This window comes from Fibrobacter sp. UWB7 (assembly GCF_900142945.1).
Taxonomy (GTDB): domain Bacteria; phylum Fibrobacterota; class Fibrobacteria; order Fibrobacterales; family Fibrobacteraceae; genus Fibrobacter.
In genome coordinates this window covers 59082-83351 of sequence record NZ_FRCO01000006.1, presented here as the reverse complement: position 1 = coordinate 83351, position 24270 = coordinate 59082, and the positions used below count along the sequence as shown (strand labels likewise).

At 42.2% G+C, this 24270-nt stretch carries 18 protein-coding genes; 8 read left to right on the top strand and 10 right to left on the bottom strand.

Going from position 1 to position 24270, the window contains the following annotated elements; all coding sequences use genetic code 11:
* Nucleotides 1–143: 143 nt before the first annotated feature.
* From BUC30_RS13820 to BUC30_RS13790, 7 genes are all read right to left on the bottom strand, one after another.
* Nucleotides 144–2063: a hypothetical protein gene (locus tag BUC30_RS13820; RefSeq protein ID WP_073442760.1), complete on the bottom strand. Its 1920-nt coding sequence runs from the start codon at nt 2061–2063 to the stop codon at nt 144–146.
* Between the two features lie 67 nt (nt 2064–2130).
* A complete protein-coding gene (locus BUC30_RS13815) occupies nt 2131–2982 on the bottom strand; it encodes an FRG domain-containing protein (protein ID WP_073442758.1) in 852 nt (283 codons plus the stop codon).
* 60 nt (nt 2983–3042) lie between these two features.
* A complete protein-coding gene (locus BUC30_RS13810; protein WP_073442756.1) occupies nt 3043–4866 on the bottom strand; it encodes a hypothetical protein in 1824 nt (607 codons plus the stop codon).
* Between the two features lie 3 nt (nt 4867–4869).
* Nucleotides 4870–6033, bottom strand: coding sequence for a restriction endonuclease subunit S (locus BUC30_RS13805; RefSeq protein ID WP_073442754.1), 1164 nt, complete (start codon nt 6031–6033; stop codon nt 4870–4872).
* 86 nt (nt 6034–6119) lie between these two features.
* Nucleotides 6120–7502 carry an ATP-binding protein gene (locus BUC30_RS13800; protein WP_073442752.1) on the bottom strand — a complete coding sequence of 461 codons (1383 nt, stop codon included), beginning with the start codon at nt 7500–7502 and terminating at the stop codon, nt 6120–6122.
* Between the two features lie 90 nt (nt 7503–7592).
* On the bottom strand, nt 7593–9467 hold the full coding sequence (locus BUC30_RS13795; RefSeq protein ID WP_073442750.1) for a class I SAM-dependent DNA methyltransferase: 1875 nt from the start codon (nt 9465–9467) through the stop codon (nt 7593–7595).
* A 31-nt stretch (nt 9468–9498) separates the two neighbouring features.
* Entirely contained in the window at nt 9499–12621 is a 3123-nt protein-coding gene (locus BUC30_RS13790) for a type I restriction endonuclease subunit R (RefSeq protein WP_073442748.1), read from the bottom strand.
* 281 nt (nt 12622–12902) lie between these two features.
* Between BUC30_RS13790 and rhuM the strand changes: the two genes are divergently transcribed.
* The 3 genes from rhuM to BUC30_RS13775 are packed head-to-tail and all read left to right on the top strand — an operon-like array spanning nt 12903 to nt 14677.
* Nucleotides 12903–13973 (top strand): RhuM family protein, encoded by a 1071-nt coding sequence (gene rhuM, locus BUC30_RS13785; protein ID WP_073442746.1) that lies wholly within the window; start codon nt 12903–12905, stop codon nt 13971–13973.
* A 45-nt stretch (nt 13974–14018) separates the two neighbouring features.
* A complete protein-coding gene (locus BUC30_RS13780; protein ID WP_073442744.1) occupies nt 14019–14252 on the top strand; it encodes a DUF4160 domain-containing protein in 234 nt (77 codons plus the stop codon).
* Nucleotides 14253–14260: 8 nt separating this feature from the next.
* Nucleotides 14261–14677 (top strand): DUF2442 domain-containing protein, encoded by a 417-nt coding sequence (locus BUC30_RS13775; protein ID WP_014546051.1) that lies wholly within the window; start codon nt 14261–14263, stop codon nt 14675–14677.
* Nucleotides 14678–14707: 30 nt separating this feature from the next.
* On the opposite strand, the gene BUC30_RS13770 is transcribed toward BUC30_RS13775, so the two are convergent.
* Nucleotides 14708–15613: a LysR family transcriptional regulator gene (locus tag BUC30_RS13770; RefSeq protein ID WP_014546052.1), complete on the bottom strand. Its 906-nt coding sequence runs from the start codon at nt 15611–15613 to the stop codon at nt 14708–14710.
* 140 nt (nt 15614–15753) lie between these two features.
* Here BUC30_RS13770 and metE point away from each other — a divergent pair, with 140 nt between their 5' ends.
* The 5 genes from metE (at nt 15754) to BUC30_RS13745 (ending at nt 22093) form a co-directional block, all read left to right on the top strand.
* The gene (gene metE, locus BUC30_RS13765; protein WP_170861549.1) at nt 15754–18021 is read left to right on the top strand and encodes a 5-methyltetrahydropteroyltriglutamate--homocysteine S-methyltransferase; all 2268 of its coding nucleotides are present in this window, start codon (nt 15754–15756) and stop codon (nt 18019–18021) included.
* Between the two features lie 436 nt (nt 18022–18457).
* Complete coding sequence (locus BUC30_RS13760) at nt 18458–19651, top strand: cytosine permease (RefSeq protein WP_073442742.1); 1194 nt, start codon at nt 18458–18460, stop codon at nt 19649–19651.
* Between the two features lie 13 nt (nt 19652–19664).
* The gene (locus BUC30_RS13755; protein WP_073442740.1) at nt 19665–20495 is read left to right on the top strand and encodes a pyridoxamine kinase; all 831 of its coding nucleotides are present in this window, start codon (nt 19665–19667) and stop codon (nt 20493–20495) included.
* A 1-nt stretch (nt 20496) separates the two neighbouring features.
* Complete coding sequence (locus tag BUC30_RS13750) at nt 20497–21156, top strand: TatD family nuclease-associated radical SAM protein (RefSeq protein WP_073442737.1); 660 nt, start codon at nt 20497–20499, stop codon at nt 21154–21156.
* 349 nt (nt 21157–21505) lie between these two features.
* Nucleotides 21506–22093, top strand: coding sequence for a hypothetical protein (locus BUC30_RS13745; RefSeq protein ID WP_073442735.1), 588 nt, complete (start codon nt 21506–21508; stop codon nt 22091–22093).
* Between the two features lie 93 nt (nt 22094–22186).
* Here BUC30_RS13745 and BUC30_RS13740 read toward each other — a convergent pair whose 3' ends face one another.
* Both BUC30_RS13740 and BUC30_RS13735 read right to left on the bottom strand, forming a co-directional pair.
* Nucleotides 22187–22846, bottom strand: a complete 660-nt coding sequence (locus tag BUC30_RS13740) for a vWA domain-containing protein (RefSeq protein WP_073442733.1) — start codon at nt 22844–22846, stop codon at nt 22187–22189.
* A 161-nt stretch (nt 22847–23007) separates the two neighbouring features.
* Entirely contained in the window at nt 23008–24051 is a 1044-nt protein-coding gene (locus BUC30_RS13735; RefSeq protein WP_073442731.1) for a macro domain-containing protein, read from the bottom strand.
* Between the last annotated feature and the right edge of the window lie 219 nt (nt 24052–24270).

Here is a 24270-nt window from a genome sequence, read left to right as displayed (position 1 = left end):
TGTAATTTGAGGGATTATCAAAATCAAGTCCTGAAATCGTTGTTTTTATGCGACGTACACAGTTTCCTGGAATAGAATTTTTTCTGAATAATCGCAAGACATAAATATAAGTTAATTTAAAATAGTTTATTTGACAAATTTTATCAAACGGCACTACCTGATATTTGATCTTTTAAAGCAATATCATCATATATTTTACCAGTTATCTCAATTAAAACCTTGATTAGCAACATATAGTCTTTCCATTGATCATTTTTATCAAGAGGATAACCTGTATGTGCATATCTATTTCTTAATTTTCTCCCATTGTCAAATTCTTTGTCATTTAAAATAAAATTCAAATATTTTGCTTCTGGCCTAGAAAACAAAGTGCTCTGAAATTCTATTTCACCATTTTTTTCCATTTCATCCAATAAGGGGTTATAACCTGGTCGATGAAACGGACACACAACTTCTTTATCATTAAATTCTTTGAGTATCTGACATCTCAACGGAGAGCAAGAAAGTTTTCCTTTTTCATCAACAAAAATTGTTTGACGATTCAGAAGCCATCTTATTCCTTCTTGCTGAATTTGATCAAAATCGTTCAACATGACATCATTTTTTTTGAGTAATTCAAACAGCGATTTCTCTCCCAAATCCCGATCATGTAAATACGATAAATGGGATTGATCTGAAAACATTAAATAAATTTCACGATTAAGGTCTTCACTTTTGGCGTACGCATATTTTTTTTGAATCAAACTAGGAATCCCTTTAAAATCAACAAATTCTGCGGAATTTTCTAACAATTTGTAATTTATAGATCCATTTTTCGCCAACAATTTAAACTGTTTAAGAATTCCATCTATTTCGGGAGCAAAAGACCTACTCTTACTTACTAAATCTGAACGATAATCAGGAACCGAAATATGGAAGCCATCTATTCCAAACTCGTTTTTTATATATTCAGTATAAAACCAAGAAATTATTTTTTCTATGTATATTTCTTTGGTTTGCAACAACGAATAATACAAGTCCATTTCCATACATGTCTTCTTATACCTAAATTGGAAAGCAACTCCAATTGGGTACATTCTTTCAATGAAAAAGCAAGGTCTCTCAAAAACATTTAATTCCGAAATAATTGAGACACCGTTAATCCTCCAACAATCATCAAAAAACTCAAAGATGAATCTAAAGTTATTCAATATTGTGGGATAATCTAAATTGCAGGTTAACCAATCAATATTATGAGTTATTAATGTGCTCAACCCTCTCTCTTCACATTGAATATAATCTGGAATAGAAGCAAAGGAAACTGCAATAATAGGAGTTTCTCCAGAAGACGTGTGTCTCATTAATATCTTTTCACGTTTTTCCTTTGCAGCCAATCGAATCTCTGGACTTATAGGGCATTCTTTTGAAGATTTTGAAATCGAAAGAAAAAATAAAGTATTATGATTTGCGCCATCATAAACCACATATTTTTCAAAAATCCGTTCAAATTTATCAGAAGTAAACGCTCTTGGAAAAATGATTTTACAGTTTGGATTCTTTTCAAGAAATCGACGAACTATAAACTCAGCAGTTCTCTCATATCCCTCAAGAACCTCTGTTATCTCTTGAGAAAAATATGTAACTATTTTTTCGTGACAAAGAATTTCTTCCAAAGCATATTTTTTTTGCAATAGAAAATCTTTAAAAACACTGTTATCAATCTTTTTAAAAGTGTCAAACTTAGCAAATAAATCCCAAAAATTTTCTTGATATAAAGCACAAACTTGGTCTTCAATCGAAACAAAGCTTTCAGACGTTATCTTTGAAAAAAATTCTGCACTTTTTGCTTTTAATAAGCCTTTATAATCAACAAACCTTTTGATTGTTTCGTTAGTCCATTTTCCCAACAAAGCACATTTATCAATCAAACATGCAATATTAAATAGTTCTATAGCCTCATTAATATTTAAAGGATTTTGGGAAGAATTAAAATTAACCAACTTTTCATTTATTTTATCAAATTCCCACAAATATGATGAATCATCTTCACCAAAATAATGTACGCCATCATATTCATTAAACATATTTTTTTAGCCTTATTCTTCCAAAAGGTTCCTTGAACAAATCACTTCTACTAAGCAAGATAATTCTCTATGCTTTTTTTCTATTATTATAATCACGCCACATTTGATAGTTCGCTTCCTTAGCGAGTCCTTCAGAATCTGGATATATCTTTTGATATGTATATCCCTTCTCAATCAGTTTTTCAAAGATTTCTTGCTTTGCAGCATTAGGAATAAGAATTTTTGTCATATCCTTTTCAAGGACTTCATAAAAATCTAAAGGTTCCATCTTCAAGCCAAAACAAACAAATTTGCCTGACTGGGCTTTTATACGAGGATTATTGAGTACTGAAGGAGAAATTGCAAAAGGTAGATTATTATTAAGAATAAACTTTTTATTAAGTACATTAGAATCAAGAAGTTTTTCAGTACCTAATGATTTATAATTCAAATATGAAGGATTAATAACAAATATAGCTCCAGCTTGTTTTCCCACACAAGCCAAATTATCACCATATTCATTCATTATATAATTAGTTGAATATTTTCTCTGCCATTTAGAATGATTCTCAACAGCAAAAAAAAGAGCCACTAAAGGGTCTGTAGAAAAATCTAAAAGAGGAGTCAAAATATTATAATGCTGATTCCTATACATTCTTTCAATAAAAGAGTCTTTAGGATACTTACGTTTAGTAATATCATCCGCTATTTTATATTGATATATGTGATAATATCCTGATTGAGGATTCATAAGAGAGCGAGAGTTATAACCAAGTAAATTACATCTGAACTGGGTCCGATCTTCTCTATAAATATTTGGCACTAGTCTATATTCTGCTGTTGAATGTCCACGAAACCAATTTTCATTAGAAAAAAGTTTAACAACTCCTTCAACTACTTCTTCATATTGTTCTAAAGAATCGACTATAAGAAAATTCATAGTTTACGACATTCCTTATTTCACAATTTTGAAAAACATCCCTAAAAAACATATTTAAAATCATTCTAAAGAATACTTTTGCATTTCCTTATCAGATCCAAAAAGCAAATCTATATAATTATCCTTCGTTAAAATCTCCTTATTTTTCAAAAGAGATAAATGCACTCCTACATCATTTTTTGCATCAAAAAATAATCCAGGCAAACTATGAATATATTCGCCATTATCCGTTTTACACAAAATATAGTTGACCACATAGTCAAAATAATTATGCAAATGATTTACAGCAACTTCCATTCCAGGATACTTCAGACCCAAATGCGTTGCAATATTTCTCATTCGATAGAGACGTTTTAAATGCCATTCGATTCTTTCAGCATGTTTCTTAATGCTATTCAAAATACCTTGTGAATTACCATAAGTTTCTTTGACTGAATGCAAACGCGATCGCAACAAAATATTGCCGGCACATAGAGAAAATAATTTTTTGAATAGCTCTGATTCTATATCATTCTCAACAAAAAACATAACAAACCCATCAAATTCCCGTATATTCAATTCATCAAGATATTCATTTTTCAAACATTGTGTCACCTGATGGTGTAAAATTCTCAGAGTTTTTAATATATACGTTTTTTGAGACAAAGACCCAACAGCATTAAACACATCCTCTCTAGACCCATGTTCTGAGGGAACAGAACACAATGATTCTAATGCGATCCAGAAATTTCGAAGGATTGTTTTTACATTTCGAGATTCTATCGCTTCTGAATGCATTTCCATCGCTTGAATAAACGAGTCTAAAGCAGCAGGTCCCATCAATTTATTCTTCACAATATTGCTTATGTTATCACCTGCTTTAGTTGGATCACCTCCTTTTCTTGATTTTAGCAAATACGGAATATAAACAGATGTATACAAACCATCATCTCTTTTTAACAAAATGTAATCCACCGTTTTTGTGTAAGGAATATGACTATAATATTGCGGAAAAATTTGGAAAAACTTGTAATCCGCATCAAATGACTGAGCTGCACTAAAATAATCCAGAGCATCAATTTTATAACTTATAATTGAATAAGAATCTTTCGCATTTTTTGCAACTTGTTGATCATATTTTTTTATTAATTTTTTTACTTCATCCATTTTCGCAACATCTGTATTGCGAAAGTCTTCTACACAAATATTTGAGACCTTGTCTTTGGAAAAATTTTCCCAAAGATTTCCAGCATTTCCCGTAGCATTTGTTTTCAAAAGAATTAAAAATTCAAAATTTTTTTCCTTCCTTGATAATAGAGACAAAACATTTTCAATTTGATTTAACGAGTCTATGTCATTCTGCCTGAAAAAACTTTTTATAATGCTTTTTATACCTTGCTTCGAATACCCAAAAGAAACAAGACACACATAATAGTTTATCAATATTTCATTCAGTTTCTTTTTATCATTCGTATCTCGCACTAATCGAACAACTTCTTTTCTACACTCTTTTTCATATATATCAAGAGAGCATATATTCAAAAAAGACTCCACCCAATTACCAAACCACTTAGGCGATTCCTTAGAACTCTTAAAACCATTAACAAAAGAATCAAATTTCTTCCCGAGAATATTTTTTACTAAATAATCTCGACTTAAATCGGATAGAAATTCATCTATAATTGGGCATATGTATTTTTTATAATATTCATCCAAACAACGATAATTATTTAAAAGTTGAAATACGAATCGCATTTCTTCAACCAACGTAACCTTATTGTGCATTGGCAAAGCGAACGAATCCGGCGTTGATTCACCCAATAATTCTTCGCTCAACTGATAGAAATAGAACAACATTTCTAAAGAATCAACATTATTCCATTTCTTAGAAAGGTCGTTTATCATTCCTTATACCTCTATTCCGTTGTCCATAAGTTTGGGGAGAAGGCGATCACGGGATTCCACTAGTTTACGATTTTGATTGAGCAATGTTTGACGTTTGCTGAATAAATTTTGGAACGGTTCATACAATTTTTCTGGACCCACCAAGAGTTCAATTGTATCTATGTGTTTTTTTCCCAAATGAGCCACAGTCGCACCAACAACTGTTTTTTCAAAAAATTTGATTGGATCGTGAATAGCCCACAGAAGCCATCCCTTCATTTTAGGATTATGGGGCTTAAAACAACAAGATCGTTGAACCAAATATGATGTTTCACCACTCCATGAGTTGATGTGAAATTCACCATCCATACCAACTACAATATCCCCATTGTTGATTAGATATTCATCAGGAGCGTTTTCTGTAGTATAATCGTTTGTAACTCCATCAGGAATATTTCTTATGCGGACTATAGGTGTTCCATTTCCATTAGAATTAAATAAAGATCCGTCAAAAGCATAACCAAATTGAACTGATGCTAAATCAACTAATTTCTCTTTCTTCCAGCCTTCGGGGAGGCCATCTACGATTTTGGTGGTTTCGTGACCAGGGAATTTGAAGTCGATGAACCATTGTTTGTAGAGGCGTTGGGCGGCTTCTTCAAGAAGTTTGATTTGCTTCTGGTTGTTTTCAATCAGATCATCGTATGCAGAAAGGACATCGGCAATTCGCTTTTGAGTTTTCAGTGGTGGCTTGTCAATCACAACTTGTTTTAGCTTTTCCCCTGGCATATGTTTAATAGTTGCTCCAGTAAAATACTGATCTAAAGCACCTCGTTTTCCAGCATATAAAAACCAATAGAAAACATACCTATAATCCATATCGCTGTTTATACGAACTCTATGTAAGGCTTTTTGAATTTTCATATTTGGAACTTGTTCTTTCCAAATCGCACATCGTCCAGGTTCCCCACCTTCGCATATGACTAAATCACCATATTTTAGCCCATATCGTTCCTGTTCATTTTCTTCAAACTTCATTAAAGGAAGATCATTCAAATCGAAGCTTCCCCAACGAACATTTACATTCGCAAGATACGGATGAAAATCGCCTCGATTTTTTTGCTGGTCAAGCATTTTTCCAAGACAAGATTCAGACACATCTCCTAATTTCACTTTTTCCCAAGTCATCAGAAAATAACCTCCATGGATCCTTTGCGTTGCTCAGGATGATGTTTTCTCTCGTCTTTCATCTAAAACAACTTTTTCCCAAGCCATCACTTACCCCGCTTTGGTTTGCCGCGATTAGCATGTTCGTTCAGCCCGCTTAAATCTACTTTGTATGTTCCCAAATTAATTTTTTCGTTATTCAGGAACATCAGCATGTAGATGGGGCAATACAAGACTTTTTCTTTGACGCAAACATTGTCGTTGCAGAAAACGACTGCCTCTGGAATGGCGTAATTTGCCGTTTCCAAGGCGTTTTTTAGGGCATTGTGCCGTTTGTAATCCTTGCCCGACTTGATTTCTATGGGGAGCACACTTCCATTCCGCTCAATGACAAAATCCAGTTCGCCTTGTTTTTTGCTATTGAAATAATAAAGGTCGAATCCGTGTGCCTTCAATTCCATCGCAGCCACATTCTCATAAACGGAACCGAAATTGATGGCGTTTTCACCATTCAAGATTTTTAGTTGTATCCCGTTTGCGTATTGGCAGGTAAGGAGCCCGACGTCGTTCAAGAACAGTTTGAACAAGTTGCGCGAACGCGAAAGGAGCAAGGGAATTTTGGGCTCATCTACGTTGTAAACGGGGAGAGCCACTCCCGCTTCCTTTAACCAGATAAAGGAATTTTCGTGACGCGAAAATTTGATATTCTCGTTCAATTTTTTTAGAATGAATCTCTTGTTCTGGTTGTTCAGTTCCGGCGGAATCAGGTCAAAAATTTCGTTCAGGTAAAGTTTGTTTTCCGGGTCGTACTTGGCAATGTCCTTCTTGTACAACTCAATAATGCCTTGCTGAATTTCCAATATGTTCTGAATGTTGTTCGAATCCAAATACTCCGCAACTGCAGCGGGCATGCCGCCAACAACCATATACAGACGGAAAATCTCCATCATTTTTTCGTGGATTACAGAGTCAACTTCCACCTTGTTCTCGAAAGCGGCTCGTACCGAATCCAGGACCTCTGCCTGAACGCCCACCGCCCTTGCAAATTCCTCAAAATCCAGAGGGAACATTTCCTTGATGGTTAAAAAACCGACAGGAAGCGAACGGATGTCCTTGAGTTCAACACCAAGAAGCGAGCCGCTCAGAATATAACGGTAAGAGCCATCCTCGACCAGAAACTTGATTGCGGTAACTGCATCAGGGCATTCCTGGATCTCGTCCAAGAAAATCAGCGTTTCGCCCTTGACCAATTTTGTCTCGGCGTAGGCCGACAGGCGCAAAAGGATGTTCGATCTATCGGAGCCTTCGAATACGGACTTGACCGCCGGAGATTCAAGAAAGTTGATTTCTACAAAATGCTTGAAATGCGTCCTTCCGAACTCTCGAATGGAACTGGTCTTGCCGATTTGCCTTGCACCGGTGACAAGCAATGCGTTCTTGTGCTTGGCATAGAAATCAGCCAAATAGTTGTCGATTTTACGTTGAATCATCATTTTTCCGTTTATCCAACCTTAAAATAACTAATTCTGTCCGTTTTTCCAACTATTTTCCATCGTATTTTGTCCGTTTTTCCATTTTTCTCATATCCCCAACTCCTTCATGTTTTTGGAGATGGTTTTCATGAGCGTGTTGCTTTCGTCCTGAAGCTTCAGGAGTTCTTCATGAATTTCGTGCATGCGTTCGACAAAGTCTACGCCGTCATCTTCAACGGGGGCAACGCCTACATACGCACCGGGAGTAAGGCTAAAGTTCTTTTCGGCAATTTCAGCACGGGTTGCGATTTTGCAAAGGCCGAGAATGTCCTTGTATTTTCCGTCACCGAACTTTTCATAGAGCCAATCGGCTTCTTTCGCCACATTCAGAATTTCATCAAATTCTGCAAGACGCGTGTCCCATTCTTCCTGAGTCTTTTTCTTGCTCTTCTTATCGGCGGCATCAATAGATGCTTTTGCTTCGGCACGGAGAGTTTCGCGATATTCCTTGAGCAATTCTACTTGCTTTGCAATCTTGGATGTCTTGCGGAGAATCTTTTCAAGATTTGCATCGTCGGTTTCATCGGCGTAAGAAAGGAGCGTGGTGCGGTATTCCGCAAGCAAGCTTTGATACTTGTCAAGCTCTCCGCGATAAAGCCATACGATAGCGTTCAAGTTCTTAAGTTGCCACTCGCTCCATTCATTCAAGGTGCGGTCAACAACGGTGTAGTAGTTGCGGGCATCAATAAAAAGAACTTTGTCCTTGATATTCTTCTTTTTGCACTTGTCAAAGAACCACAGAGTGCATGGCAAACTCTTGGTGTAAAAGAAATTGTTGCCAACGCTTATCATGCAATCCACATGACCTGTCGCCACGAGTTTTTCGCGGATATCTTTGTCCTTGCTTTGGCTATCCGTCGCAGAGGCTGCCATCACAAAGCCTGCACGACCTTTTTCGTTCAGGTAGCTATAGAAATAAGAAATCCAAAGGTAGTTGCCATTGCCGATTTCTTTATCCTTGTTGACGGCGGGCAAACCAAACGGCAGTCGCCCTGCACTTTGACAACTTTCAGCCTTAACCTTATCCACATTAAAAGGCGGATTCGCCATCACATAATCGCACTGACCCGTCAAATTATGAGCATCGTGATAGAAGGAATTTGCTTCATCGCCAGACTTGACAACTCCAGTAAGGCCATGCACTGCCATGTTCATCAAACAAAGCTGGGCATTGTATTCCACCTTTTCTTGGCCGTAAAAAGTCATGGTCTCGTTGCTCGCCATTCCGGCAGCATTCACGAAATCTCCCGTCTGCACAAACATGCCGCCACTTCCGCAAGCGGGGTCCAAAAGCACACCATACGAAGGTTCCAGCACATTCACAATCATCTTTACCAATGATTTCGGGGTAAAGAAAACTCCGTCATCACTAGCGATATTCTTTGCAAACTTACTGAGGAAGTATTCGTAAATACGACCCATTACATCGCCGCCCACATCATCCAACGCATTGTTGTTGAAAGTGCGTAAAAGTTCAGCGAGAAGGTTATCCTTAAAATCGGTGTAGGTCTTGGGCAACACTCCCTTCAATTTTTCGCTTTGAGCCTCGACCAGTTCCATGGCGTTATTCACCACTTCGCCAAGGCTGTTGAGCGGCTGACCATGCACATTCTTGAGTTTGGCAGAAGCAATGTTCGCAGGCAAGTTCACCAAATAATCAAACTGGGCTTCCTTAGGGAGGAACAAGGCACTCTTCGAAACAAAGTCACTCGCCTCGATGGGGAGAACGCGACCGCCTCGACTTGGGCGATTTTTCAACAGTTCGGCTTCAACCTTTTTGAAGCGCCCATAGGCATAACGCAAAAACAACAGGCCCAAAACAGGCATACAATATTGATTCGAAGTCAACTTGGAGTCGGCACGGAGTAAATCCGCAGATTCCCACAAATCCGCCTCAAGTTTCTTTAAGCTCTTATTATCCATTTTGGTCCTTATAAAAATTTAAATGCAACCGTTACGCAACTTTGTAGTGGGTATAAACATACTCATAAATACGCTGGCGGTATTCCGAAATAGAGAGCTCATCAAAGCTTTCAGGGAGTTCGCTCCATAGCGTATCGCGAATCAAGTTATCGACAGCAGCCTTTGTTTCTTGTTTGTCCGTCCAATGGTCAAATTCAGCAATTTTTGCTTTAACCTTTTGGAGCAAATCTACAGCCACTTCCTTGATCTTTTTAATGTCCTGCTTACTCAAATCATCTTTGAAGAGCATGTCGTAAAGCGAAAGTTCTTCGTCGTTCTTGAAGCCCTCACGCACATAGCGTTGTTCTTCCTCATTCATGCTTGCCGCAAGGTTCATCAAGTCCATGAATGTTTTTTCAATCGTCGCTCGGTCCTGTTCGCTGTTGTAAGCCTCAATAATTTCACGGTAGCGGTCGTAATAATTGATGCGGAACGGATTCTGCGCAAGCATCACAGCCAAGCGATCCTTTATCAATTCTTCCAAATCGCGGAATAGCAAATTTTGGCGTTTTGCCTTCGCAAATTCACGACGCAACAAATCAAAATTGATTTTGCTAATGTCAAATTGTTTAGACTTTTTCTTGTCATTCTTAACGACATCAACATACTCGTTCATAATCTGGTTCAGTTGAACCATCAAATCCACATTTGTCACATGACGACGTTTAGTTTTCAAGTCGCGAGCAACAGCATCAATCGCTTTAAACTTCGCACGAATTTCACTTGTCACATCGTCGCGATTCGTGTATTTCATCAATCGCACAAGTTCTGCGGCATACGTGCTAAAAGTTTTCTTGTTTTCAAGCGTAGAGCAAACCGCATTTTCAACATCCTTGATTGCAGCAAGTTTGTCAAAATTCTTAGACTCGATTATGCTCTTTAAATTCGCGTTGCAACCATCCAAGAAAGTTTCTGTTTTAGCGACCACTTCTACAATGCGTTTTAAAAGCTCTTCTTTATCAATGGTAGGATCGTTACCGGAACCAGAAACCTTATTCGTGTAATCCGCAAGAGCCTTACGCAAAGCCTTCACAATGCCAGCATAATCAACAATCAAGCCATTGCTTTTGCCTTCGTTTACGCGGTTCGCACGGGCAATCGTCTGCATGAGAGTATGAGCCTTTAACAACTTGTCCAAATAAAGGCAACTAAGGCTCTTTACATCAAAACCGGTAAGCCACATCGCACAAACAAAAACTATACGGAACTTGCTATTGGAATCCTTGAATTCCTTGTCAAGTTCGCGTTTTTCCATTTTCTTCCGATGCGGAACAATATCCAAGCCCCATTTTGCAAATGTCTGCTGTTCGTTCTGTTCGTCACTCACGACAACAGCCATCTCGGTTTCACGCATCCACTGGATTTTGCGATTCAGTTCTTGAGACTCTTGCTGTGTAGCCTGCTTGCAAATAGATTCGAGGTTCTTGATTTCTTCTGCCCAATATTCCTGGGCGAAATTGAACATTCGAACACACGTGACCTTGTTTAGGCAAACAAACATTGCCTTTCCGCTAGTCCAAAGGTCGGAATAATGTTTGACAAAATCCTTTGCGACAGCACGCAAGCGGGGTTCAGCCGTAAGCAGGTGATATTCCTTGGCAAAATCCCTTTCCAGCTTTTCTTGGGCATCCGGGTCAAGGTCTGCTTTTTCGATGGCATCCAAAATCTTGTCCGAGATTTCAGGATTCTTTAGTTCCTTGATTTTATCGGCACGGTTCTCGTAATAAAGAGGGACCGTCGCACCATCATCTACAGCACGTTTGAAGTCATAAATCGAAATGTAGCCGCCGAACGTGCGCTCGGTAATATTGTCGTCTTTTAAAAGCGGAGTACCCGTAAAGCCCAAACGAGAGGCATCGGGCAACAAGTTGCACATGTTTTCCGCAAAAATTCCGTTCTGGCTACGGTGTGCTTCATCCGACAAAATCAAGATATCATGATCAGGATGAATCGGCTCCAAATCCTTCTTGTTGAACTTTTGAATCAGTGTAAAGATGAAACTCGGATTAGCCTTTAGTTTTTTAATAAGGTCATTTCCGCTTGTAGCGATAAACTTGGATGCTTTTACACCGCCAAGCATTTTGCAATTTTCAAAAGTTTCACTGATTTGCTTGTTCAGTTCATCGCGATCGGTTAACACGACAATTGTCGGGGAACCGTCCGTACGGCGGCGAATTTTCTGCGAAAGGAAAAGCATCGAATAGCTTTTACCGCTCCCCTGCGTATGCCAAAACACACCAAGTTTACCTTTACGGAGTTTGCGGTTCTTATAAGCTTCAAAAGCCTCGTTCACGCCAAGATACTGATGATTCCTTGCAAGGATTTTTACCGTATGGCCATCGCTGTGGTCATAAAGGATAAAGTTTTCAAGCAAATCAATAAAGGTTTCTTTTCGGCAAATACCCTTGAGCATCGTAGCAAGAGCCACTGAACCAGCGTCGTCTTCTTTAAGGCGTTTCCATTCATGGAAAAATTCAAACTTGCTTCCGAGTGTTCCCACTTTCGCCTCAAAACCATTCGAGAGCATCAAGAAAGCGTTGTAGTAGAACAGCTGCGGAATAGTCGACAGGTAATCGGTATAATTATCGTCGTAAGCATTTTGCACCGCCACATCGTTACGCTTGAGTTCGACAAACAAAAGCGGAATACCATTTACAAAACCAACAATATCCGTACGACGATGGTACAACTCGCCATGAATTTTCATCTCTTTCACGGCAAGGAAATCGTTATTCGACGGATTGTTGAAATCAACTATCAACGCACGCTTTTCATCGACTTGGCCGTTTGGCTTTTTTATCGTCACCGGAATGCCATCGCGGATGAATCCGTACTTTTCTTCGTTGATTTGCAAAAGCGAAGATGTGCTAAGCGTCGCCGTAAATTTTTGAACAGCCTCTTCAATCTGATTTTGGTTTATCCAAAGGTTCAATTTTTGAAGAGCAACCTTAAAGTAGCGGAGCAAAAGAACGTCGCGATACGACTTTCGCCCAAATGTACCATTATCCCCAAGAACCTCAAGATTATAGGCGAAAACAACACGCCAACCCAGCTCTTCCAGCAGGTTTCCGGCGCTTTCTTGAACAAGAATGTTTTCGCTGTATTCGTAGGACATAATAATGGGCTTTTTTTGTAAATATAGCCTATTTTATGCCAAATTAAAACAAACAAAAAGATTTAAAAGGCCAAAAGCCGAAACAATAAACCAAAGGGATGCACAACAGTGCGTGGGTTGTTTGCACTACAAAAAAAACATTAGTTTGATAAAATTTTCAACGGAATTTGCCTAAAAAAGTGGAAGTTTCTCAAAATGTCACATTCTGTCACCGCAATAATTTAAATTGAATTTTGATTGTTTTAGTCTGCCTTTTTTGCATGTAGGCAGTCGAGGTAAAGATGAAGAAAGAGATGACGCCTGATAATGTCAATAAAAATGAAATTATCGTATATCAGCCGGAAGGCGGGGAATTCCACATTGAAGTCAGAATCGAAAACGAGACGGTATGGTTATCACAGGCTCAAATGGCGGAACTATTTCACGCTACGAAACAAAATATCAGCCTGCATATCACAAAAATTTTCAAAGAAGGCGAATTAGACCCAAAAGTGGTTGTCAAGGAATACTTGACAACCACTCTACATGGAGCGATAAGCGGAAAAACGCAAGTACATGCAGTAAAATACTACAACCTAGATGTCATCATTTCCGTAGGATATCGCATAAAATCCATTCAAGGAACACGTTTCCGCCAATGGGCCAACCAAGTTCTAAAAGACCATATGCTCAAGGGATATAGCATCAATCAACGGATGTTCGCCAAAGGAATAGAACCGACAAATTTACTCCAAGCACAACAACTACAGCTTGAAAAACAAGGATCAGAGATTGCAAACATCAAGCATTCTGTTAACAGTCGACTTACAGCAGTCGAGCAACGCGTTGATTTTTTCGTCAATACCGTACACAACGCCCAAAATCAAAAGATAAACCAGCTTTCTAACGATGTTAAGAAAGTCATGGAAAATTTCATCGATCCAACAACTTTCAAGCATTTCTTGATTTTGGACGGGCAGAAGCTAGACGCCGATATTGCCTATACTAAAATTTACGGCATGGCGAAAAAGAATATCATCATTATTGACAATTATTTAGGTGTGAAGACTTTAGACCTGTTTCGTGGAATCGCAAAAGGCATATCAATCAGAATCATCAGCAATACAAAGGGTTGTGCGGCTCTCACGCCTGATATTGTCAATGACTTTTCAACCGCAAGGCCTGACATCAATCTTTCAATCCTGCAAACAAGCCGAAAATTCCACGATCGTTATATCTTTTTGGATTACGACACTCCAAATGAAAAACTTTTCCATTGCGGATCATCTAGCAAAGATGCTGGGAATAAAATTACCACCATCATGCAAATTGAATGTCCAGAGATTTACCATGCGCTAGTGGAATCTCCATAAATTTTCCAACTATTGACAGTTATTAAATAATAACCTATATTAAAAATGCCAAAGATATTCGAAGCGGAAGGATTCTCATTTTTCTTCTACATGAATGAACACGAACCAGTGCATGTCCATGTGAGAAAACAAGGGAAGATTGCAAAGTTTGAAATTCTAAATGGATACGCAGTACCTGTATTCGGAAAACTATCAAAAGCCGATATGGCTAAAGCGAGTGAACTAGCGACTGAAAATAGCGAACTCATCATCAAAAAATGGTTTGAAATTTTCGGATAGGAGCTTTTATGAACGATATAACGGAAAAAGACGTAAAAAGGGTTTGGGTCGAAAAGGATGCCATTTGCGTCGAGCTCAAGGACGGTCGCATAGGGAAAGAACTCATTCGCGATTACGAGCCGCTCAAAAAAGCCACCAGAGAACAGCTGAAAAATTGCAGGGTAGATCTCGATGGCGTATGGTTTGACGATCTAGACGAAGGGCTTGCGCTATCTGGATTTTTCTCGCCCAAGAAAACAAATCCCGTTGGTCGCATATTTTGGCTTTTCCCCGAACTGAACGCAGCCGCATTCGCGCGTCGTTTGGGAATTCCGCAACCACTTTTTGCGGCTTATGTCAATGGCTCTAAGAAGCCATCCGCAGCTAGGCGTAAAAAGATCAACGACGAATTCCATCGAATCGGTCGTGAGTTGATGCAAGTATAAGCGCCTATTTTAAGCGCGTTGTCCCTCCCCCTACTTGCAATGCTTCTTTAGCGCGGCAATATACGCTTCTGCATATCTCGATTTCGTGACACCTTTGCGCATAACATAACCGACGGTCATTTTGTCGTGGACATCAAGGCGTTTTGCGATGATGTTCTTGCCGTTGAGTTTGTGGCTAATGACGCCGGAGCAAATGGTGTAGCCGTCAAGGCCAATGAGCAAGTTGAAAAGTGTCGCACGGTCACGGACTTTGATGTTTCGCGGGCAATCGAAATCAATGGCGGTTAGCGGTTCTTCGGCAAAGTAGAACGAGTTGAAATCGCCCTGTTCGTAAGTCAAGTACGGGAATGGCTTGAGATCCGCAAGCGTGATTTTTTCTTTTTTTGCAAGCGGATTCTTCGATGACATGAACACGTGAAGCGGTGTTGCAAAAAGTGGTTCAAACACGAGATTGTTTTTTTGAATGAGCTTCGTGATAACCTTTTCGTTTTTATCGCTGAGGTAAAGTACGCCCATTTCGCTTTTCATTTTGGCGACATCGTCAATGATTTCGTTAGTTTGCGTTTCGCGAAGCGTAAAATCGTAGCTCGGGCCACCGAACTTGCGGATAACATCGACAAATGCATTCACGGCAAAAGAATAGTGCTGGCAACTGACGGAGAAAATCATGTTGCCGCCCTTGCCGCCTTTATAGCGGTCTTCCAAAAGTGTCGCCTGTTCCAGAACTTGCCTTGCGTACGAGAGAAATTCATCGCCTTCGTTTGTTATGGTCACACCTTTATTGGAGCGGTTGAAAATCGTCACGCCCATTTCTTCTTCGAGTTCGTGGATAGCAGCGGTAAGGCTTGGTTGCGAGATAAAGACTCGCTTGGATGCTTCGGTAATATTTCGCGTGTCCGCAATAGCAATGGCGTATTTAAGTTGTTGTAGAGTCATAAGTTTTCCTTATCGCTAGTTATAAATTACCATAGGAAAAATCTATGGTGAACGCATAAAAAATAGTATTTTACCGATGATAAAAAGTGAGGTATATTTGGAGCGTTCAAAAAACAAAGTAAAAAGGTAGGTAAAACACTATGAGCATTAAAACATCTGTAATTGGTTTCCCGCGTATCGGTAAGAATCGTGAACTCAAGTTCGCAAGCGAAAAGTTCTTCAAGGGCGAAATCTCAGAAGCTGAACTCCAGAAGGTCGCCGCAGAAATCCGCCAGTACGGTTGGCAGAAGCAGAAGGCCGCAGGTATCGACTTCATCCCGTCCAACGACTTCTCGTTCTACGATAACGTTCTCGACACTGCATTTTTGCTGAACGTCATTCCGGAACGCTACAGCAGCCTCGAATTGAGCACGCTCGAAAAGTATTTCGCAGCCGCCCACGGTTACCAGGGTGCAAAGGGCGACGTGAAGGCTCTCCCGATGAAGAAGTGGTTCAATACGAACTATCATTACATTGTTCCGGAAATCGATGACGCTACCGAACTCAAGCTCGTCGGCAAGAAGCCGGTTGAAGAATTCAACGAAGCCAAATCGGCCGGAATTGAATCCGTTCCGACGCTAATCGGCGCTTACACGTTCCTCCGTCTTGCACGTTACAATGGTCAAAAGAAGGCTAAGGACTTCGCTGCCGCAGCCGTTAACGCTTACGCAGAACTTGCCGAAAAGCTCGCCGCCGCAGGCGCCAAGTGGATTTCGTTCGCAGAACCGGCTCTCGTCTTCGACGTGACCGCAGAAGAACGCGAACTCTTCAAGACGATTTACGCAGAACTCTTGAGAAAGATCGGCGAAAAGAAGAACCTCAAGATTGCATTGCAGACTTACTTTGGCGACATCCGCGACGTTTACCAGGATGTAACCGCACTCGGCTTTGACGCTATCGGTTTGGATTTCGTTGAAGGTCTTAAGTCTCTCGAACTTTTGAAGACAGGTTTCCCGAAGGATACGCTCCTCTTGGCAGGCGTCGTGAACGGCAAGAACATCTGGCGCGCTGATTACGCACAGAAGAATGCCATCCTCGACGAAATCAAAAAGGTCGTCGCTGCAGAAAATGTTGTTGTTGGTACTTCTTGCTCTCTCTTGCACGTGCCGTACACGGTCGCTGCAGAACAGAAGCTTTCGGCTGACATTCTCAAGCACTTCGCATTCGCCGAAGAAAAGCTCGTGGAACTTGCAGAACTCGCAAGCGCTGACGCAGATGCACTCGCCAAGAACAAGGCTTTGTTCGCAACTGCTCGCGTGCAGGCAAACGCAAAGGTTCAGGCAGAACTTGCCGCCCTCGGTGCTGCTGATTTCGAACGCAAGCCGAGCCGTCTCGAACGCCGCGAAGTGCAAAAGGCAGAATTCAAGTTGCCGGCATTCCCGACAACGACAATCGGCTCCTTCCCGCAGACTGCCGAAGTTCGCGCCAACCGCGCCGCATTCCGCAAGGGTGAAATCTCCAAGGAACAGTATGTGGAATTCAACCGCAAGAAGATTGCCGAATGCATCAAGCTGCAAGAAGAAATCGGCCTCGATGTGATTGTGCACGGTGAATTTGAACGTAATGACATGGTGGAATATTTCGGTTCCAAGATTGACGGCTTTGTGTTCACGCAGAACGCCTGGGTGCAGAGCTACGGTACCCGTTGCGTGAAGCCGCCTGTCGTTTGGGGTGACGTGAGCCGCAGCGCTCCGATTACGGTTGAATGGTCCGTTTTCGCACAAAGTTGCACCAAGAAGCCGGTGAAGGGCATGCTTACGGGTCCTGTCACGATTCTCAACTGGTCCTTCCCGCGCGAAGACATTTCGCTCAAGACGCAGGCTCAAGAAATCGGCCTTGCCATCCGTGACGAAGTTTTGGACCTCGAAAAGAACGGCATCAGAATCATCCAGATTGACGAAGCCGCTCTTCGCGAAAAGTTGCCGCTCCGCAAGAGCGACTGGCACAAGGAATACCTCGACTGGGCAATCCCTGCATTCCGTTTGGTTCACGCCAAGGTCAAGCCCGAAACGCAGATCCACACGCACATGTGCTATAGCGAATTCAATGACATCGTCCGCGACATCGACAACATGGACGCCGACGTCATCACGTTCGAAGCCAGCCGTTCCGACCTCAAGCTGCTCGACGCCTTGAACGACGCCAAGTTCCAGACGCAGGTGGGTCCGGGTGTTTATGACATCCACTCTCCGCGTGTGCCGTCGGAACAGGAAATAGTTGACGCACTCCACAAGATCATCGCGAAGGTTCCGCAGCAAAACGTGTGGGTGAACCCGGATTGCGGCCTCAAGACTCGTGGCGAAACCGAAACGACGGCAAGCCTCAAGAACCTCGTTGCCGCCGCCAAGAAGCTGCGCGAAGAAAAGTAAAAACTTACACCTCTACTGTCGTTGCAAGGAACACCTCTCTTTACTGATAGACAGATTCCAAGTTCGCTCTAGTCTATCGATCAAACCCTTGCAATGACGGTAAACGAATCAATCCCCGTGTGCGTAATGCCGCGGGGATTTCCTATAGCCGGAAGATAGCGAATCATGCTTCGACATTGCATTCTATCAAACATTACAAAAACCACGTACTAAGTATAAACTATCGTTTCCTATTTTCTATAGCAAAAATCTATAACAAAGCATAAAAAAGTAGTATAGTCCTATACCTTGTGAATAACCTACTGCTTTGCTATCTTTGTGCCGCATTTGAAAGAAGCATCAAAAAACAAATGCAAGAAATAATGGATCCTATCGCCTTCGGCTTCAGGATGACGAAAGCGAAGCGACAAGCGAAAGAGACAACAGGAGGTGCAATATGGAAAAACGCACAGGACTTTTTGCAAATGGAATTATATGGTTTGGCGTCGCCATCTCCGTTTCCGAAATCGAAGCGGGTATAGAAATTGGCGCTGCCGCCGCAAGGGATTCGCTTTGGCTCCCGCTCGTACTCGGGCACATTTTGGGCGGCATTTTGCTCTTTTTCGTGGGCCTCATCGGAGCGCGCGTCCGCTTGAACGCCATGGAAACGACCAAATCCTCATTCGGCAAATACGGCTCCAAGTTCTTCGCCGCGCTGAACACATTCCAGTTGCTCGCCTGGGTCGCCGTCTTGAACGCTCAGGGCGCTTCGGCCTTGGCAGGGCTCAACTTGCCGATTTCATTCCCGCTCACGTGTGTGATTCTCGCCGCCCTCATCGCTGCTTGGGTTTACGTGGGCATCCGCCGTTCTGCAAACGTGACGACCGTCGTGATGGCCGCACTCACCGTTCTGCTTGCCATTCTTTCCGTGAAGTTGTTCGGACTCGATAGTTCGTCTGCAACAAACGCCGGAAACGCAGCAACCGCTACCGCTCTCAAGTTCTGGAACATTTTCGAGATTTCAATCGCGATGCCGATTTCTTGGTTGCCCGTGATTTCGGACTACACGAAGGACGCCGAAAAGCCCGTAAAGGCAACAGCAATTTCTGCTATCGCTTACACATTCGCAAGTCTCTGGATGTACATTATCGGTATTGAAATTTCGGGCATTGGCGCAAGCAATAACATCGCGCAGGCCATTCTCCTCGCAGGTCTCGGCCTCCCCGGAATCATCATCGTAGTACTCTCGACAGTAACAACAAACTTCCTTGCGGCAAACTCCGCTGGCGAATCTTCCAAGGCGATTTACAGTAAAATAAATCCAAAAATTGCAGGTGTCGTCGTGAGTTTCTTGAGCGCTGCACTCGCTATTTCGGGAATCATGGAACATTACATCAGCTTCCTTTACCTGATCGCTTCCGTGTTCGCCCCGATGGCTGCCGTTCTCTTGGTCTCGTTCTACTTTTCCAAGGAACGTACAGAATCGCTCGGCGTTTGGCTCTGGAACATTTTCGCCTGGCTCGCGGGCTTTATCGCTTACCAGGTGGCGGAACATTTCGATTCTGTTTTCCTCGGCCCCACACTCCTTGCGGTTATCGTTTCGGCAGCATTTGCATCCGTGCGCGTACTCTCGGAGAAGAAAGATTTTTAATTTTTAGTTCGCCATGTCTCAAAAGAAAATCGCGTTAATTAATGATGTTACAGGATTTGGTCGGTGCTCCATCGCAGTCATGGCACCGATTGTTTCCGCCATGAAAATTCAAGCGGTTACAATTCCAACCGCAGTCCTTTCGGCACACACGCAGTTCCCCGAATACTACTTCGACGACTACACGTCAAAAATGCGCGATTACATTCAAACCTACAAGGATTTGAATTTATCATTCGACGCCATTGCTTCTGGATTCCTCGGTTCCGAAGAACAGGTCGACATCGTCATAGATTTCTTCAAGACATTCAAGAAAAACGGTTCGTTTACCTTGGTGGACCCCGTGATGGGCGACTACGGCAAGCTCTACGAGACCTACACGCCGAATTTGTGCGAAAAGATGAAAGCGCTTGTCCATTACGCCGACATCTTGACGCCGAACTTGACTGAACTTTGCACGTTGACCGACGTTGAATACCGCACCGAAGGATTCACCGACGCCGAACTTGGCGAAATGTGCCGCAAGCTCACGGAACAAGGCCCCGAACACATCGTCGTGACCGGCATTCCATACAATAGCAAGCAAATCATGAACTACGTCTACAGCAAAGGCGAAGAACCGCGAATCGTGATGGTGGACCGCATCGGCGGCGACCGCAGCGGAACTGGAGACGTCATCAGTTCAATTATTGCGGGCATGTACATGAACGGTCACGATTTTTACGAATCGGTCAAAAAGGCCGCAGAATTTGTAACTAAATGCATCCGCTACTGCGAAGACAATAACGTTCCCACGCATTGGGGACTGTGCTTCGAAATGTACCTTCGTGACTTGATGGAGGATTAAAATGGTTGTTTATACGGTAACAGGAAATGTTGGACAAGCAGGCTACCTCGACATCGCCAACAGCGGCGACATCACAGGCAAGAATATTTATGTGAACATGACAAACCGCTGCCCGTGCAGTTGCGTTTTTTGCTTACGCCAGACAAAGAAAATGATGGAAGGCAACTCTCTCTGGCTCAGAGGCGGTGAACCGAGCGTCAACGGTGTCATGAGCATTTTCGACAAGTACGACCTTTCCGTCATCAATGAGCTCGTCTTTTGCGGCTATGGTGAGCCGCTCGAACGTCTCCATGACGTGTGCAAAGTCATTGACTTGTTGCACGGCAAATACCCGAAATTAAAAGTTCGCCTCAACACGAACGGACTTGCAAACCTCATCCACGGCAGAGACGTAACACCCGATCTCGAAGGCCGTTTCAACACAGTCTCCATCTCGATGAACGCCCCGGATGCCGAAGAGTTCCTGGAGCTCACGCGTTCAAGATTTGGCATCCAGTCCTTTGATGCCGTGAAAGAATTCGCGGTGCTCGCGAAAGAGCATATCCCGAATGTGGTGATGACCGTCGTCGAAAAAGTGATGCCCGAAGAAAAAATTGAGCGTTGCCGCAAGATTTGCGAAGAGCTCGGCGTCACGCTGAGAGTTCGCCCATTCGAAAACTAACTATATATAATATACAAATTTTAGCTGTCATATTTTGACCCTTGATAAAAGGGTCATTTTTATTTTATCATAGCCGAATAAAGGCTTAAATTTTTACCCTTGACAAAAAACTGAAAATTTACTATATTGCGCATCCGCTTTTTTGAGATATGATTAAATAAAATTTTTTAATTGAAATTGTCGCCCCATTAAATAAAAAAAATTAAATAAGATTTTTTTGTTTTTTGTCGCGTCCTTTTTTCGCCCTATAGTTTTTGTGCCCCCTCTTTTTTGCGCTCTATTTTTATCGCCTTTTTTGTCATGCCTTTAAAATTTTTTATTTCCCAACATCAACCACATAGGACAAACTATGAACAACATCAATCTCAACCAATTCCTCCAAACCACCATTCTCGAAAACACCACTATCGAGCCGAACGAATTCAAAATAACATTCGCGGAACTCATCTGCGGCGAAGATTCAAAAACATACAAACAACAATTCATCAACTATTTAAAATCACCCAAAAAATCAAACATCAAAAACAAACAAACTAAAGAAATTTTTATTAAAACAAGTGAAGAAAATAAAAAATTAGCCCAAAAATTCGATCTACTCATCCAACATCTCACAATACTCCAAACAGCCATCCACAATTTCGACCATTCATTCAACATCAACAACATGGGCGAAAAAACACAAACATCAACCAAAAAAGCCCAAATTCTACTCTACTGGATTCTCGAACAATTCATCACCTGGAAACAAAAACCACATTTCAACAACGTCGAAGAAGTCAAGTTCTCACTCATCTATTTTATCAACCGCGTCAAACCAGAAATCGACAACTACATCCGCGAAATGGCTCTCCACGCCTGCGATCCAGAGCGTTTCACAAACATCAACGACATTCAAAAATTCAAAAAAGTTTCCAGCAGAACTTTCGCTCTTGCATAAACTTCAATTTATGCATTTTTTAAACGCTCTGCATTTTCAAAATACCAGCATTTTTCATTATCGCTGGCATTTTTTACACGCTATTCTAGCAGGCTATTTTAAATTTTGCCTGCCGCGACGCATATAGTCCGCTTCAACATTTGATTTCCACGAGCGTTCATTGACACGGTTACGGCGGATATCGCTCATCAAGCAGCATTGCGCACTGTACATGACCTCAATGCCTTCCCCGTCATTGACATAATTTGCGGCACGGTCTTCACTGATACCGAAACTTTTTGCAGTTTCAACAGCATCAATGTTCGCGCCAAGAAAAATGAATTCCCATCCATATTTTTCTTTCTGGCGTTCAATCATCTGCTTCACGCGATCAGCCGAATATTTGCGGCTTGCGTTTTCGTAGCCATCGGTCGTGATGACAAAGATGGTCTTTTCGGGACGGTCTTCTTCGCGGGCGTACTTATGTACATTGCCAATGTGATGGATGGCCCCACCGATAGCATCAAGGAGTGCGGTGCAACCGCGGGCGTAATATTCCCTGTCGGTGAGCGGAGCGACACTTGCGAGGGGAACGCGATCATGGAGCACTTCCATTTCGGAATCAAAGAGGACGGTCGAAACAAACGCCTCACCCGCTTCTTTCTTCTGCTTTTCGATGGTGCTATTGAAGCCCCCGATGGTATCTTTTTCGAGCCCGCTCATGGAGCCGCTACGGTCGAGGATGAATACGATTTCAGTGAGTCCTTTTTTCATAATTGCCTCCCTGCCGCTATCAGTGCGGCTTTGGTGCGACCGCAGGCTTCATTGCCTTAGCGGTTTTGACAGAGACAATTATAGCTGCCGTATAAGCAAAAAAGGTCGCCCGGCAGGCGACATTTTCAAAGGCGATTTTCGCAGTGAAAAGCGCCCACAAATTACGCGCCGAGAGTCGGCTGCCCGAACTTAAACAGCATGCTGTTAATTTCCCAAATATCGTACTTTTGGTGAGCGATAAAATAGGAGACAATCAAGTCGCCCTTGCTTGAAGGCGAAAGAGCAAGCTCAGCTCGCGAAAGCAAATCCTTTGTTTCGTCCAAATTTAGACGCAAAGCGATGGCAAGCGCAAGCGCCGTCTTCTTGGTCGGTTTGTAGTTCACATTGCTGCGGATTTTCGAAAAATGCTTGCGGTCGAGATTCGCTCTCTTGTAAACCTCGACATCGTCCTGGTTCTTTTCGCGAATGAGCGCAAAGAGCCTGCCGCAAAAAGTATCGCCAGCAGTCGCAAGCATTTCTTCAAGGCTTTTTTCCTCCTGCTCGTAAATAGTATGAGAGGCCTCCGCGCGATTAAAAACTACAAAACTATTTTCATAAAAATCGCATTTTTCAAAATCAGCCGAAACCCCATTTTCATTCCAACGAGCAGATTCACGAACACCACTGTACTTTTCCTGAACGTAATTATCATCAATATACGCTCGGATGTCATCGCAAAGCTCTACGGAAACATCAAACGCCTTGCGGTCAAACACGACCAACTGCACATCCATTTCGTGAGATTGCAAAAACTCGCCAATCGCCTGCAACGCAATTTTCAACGCGCTGTCTTTAGGGAATCGGAACACGCCGCTCGATATCAGCGGAAACGCAATAGACTCGCACCCCAGTTCCAGAGCCTTTTCAAGAGCTCTGCGGTAACAGCTCGCAAGAGCGGACGTTTCGCCTGATTCGCCGCCATTCCACTTTGGCCCCACAACATGAATGATGTAATTCGCATCCAATGCAAAAGCAGGCGTCACCGCCACTTCCGCAACTTCAAGCGGACCGACCTTTTCACGCGCCGCCAAAAGCGCTTCATGCCCCGCCGCCTCGTAAATATGATATTCGGCGCCACCCCCGCAAACAGGATTCTTGTTGGCGGAATAGACAATAGCGTCAGCACGGACTCTCGAAATATCGTTACGGACAATTCTTAAAGGCATGGTGAAAAATTAATTAAAGAATAAATTGAAATATTCCTCATTTCTTCCGGAACAACACGCGCTTCGCACATTGCAGATAGGATCGAGTCCGCTCCGGTTCAACAAAGAACGATGCCACGCAAGCCACCATCGTTGCGTTCAAGAAACGCGAGCGATGACTTTTTCGTGCGGGTTCATACGTTTCCTTATTTCTCTACTCTATTATTGCCAATCAATGCC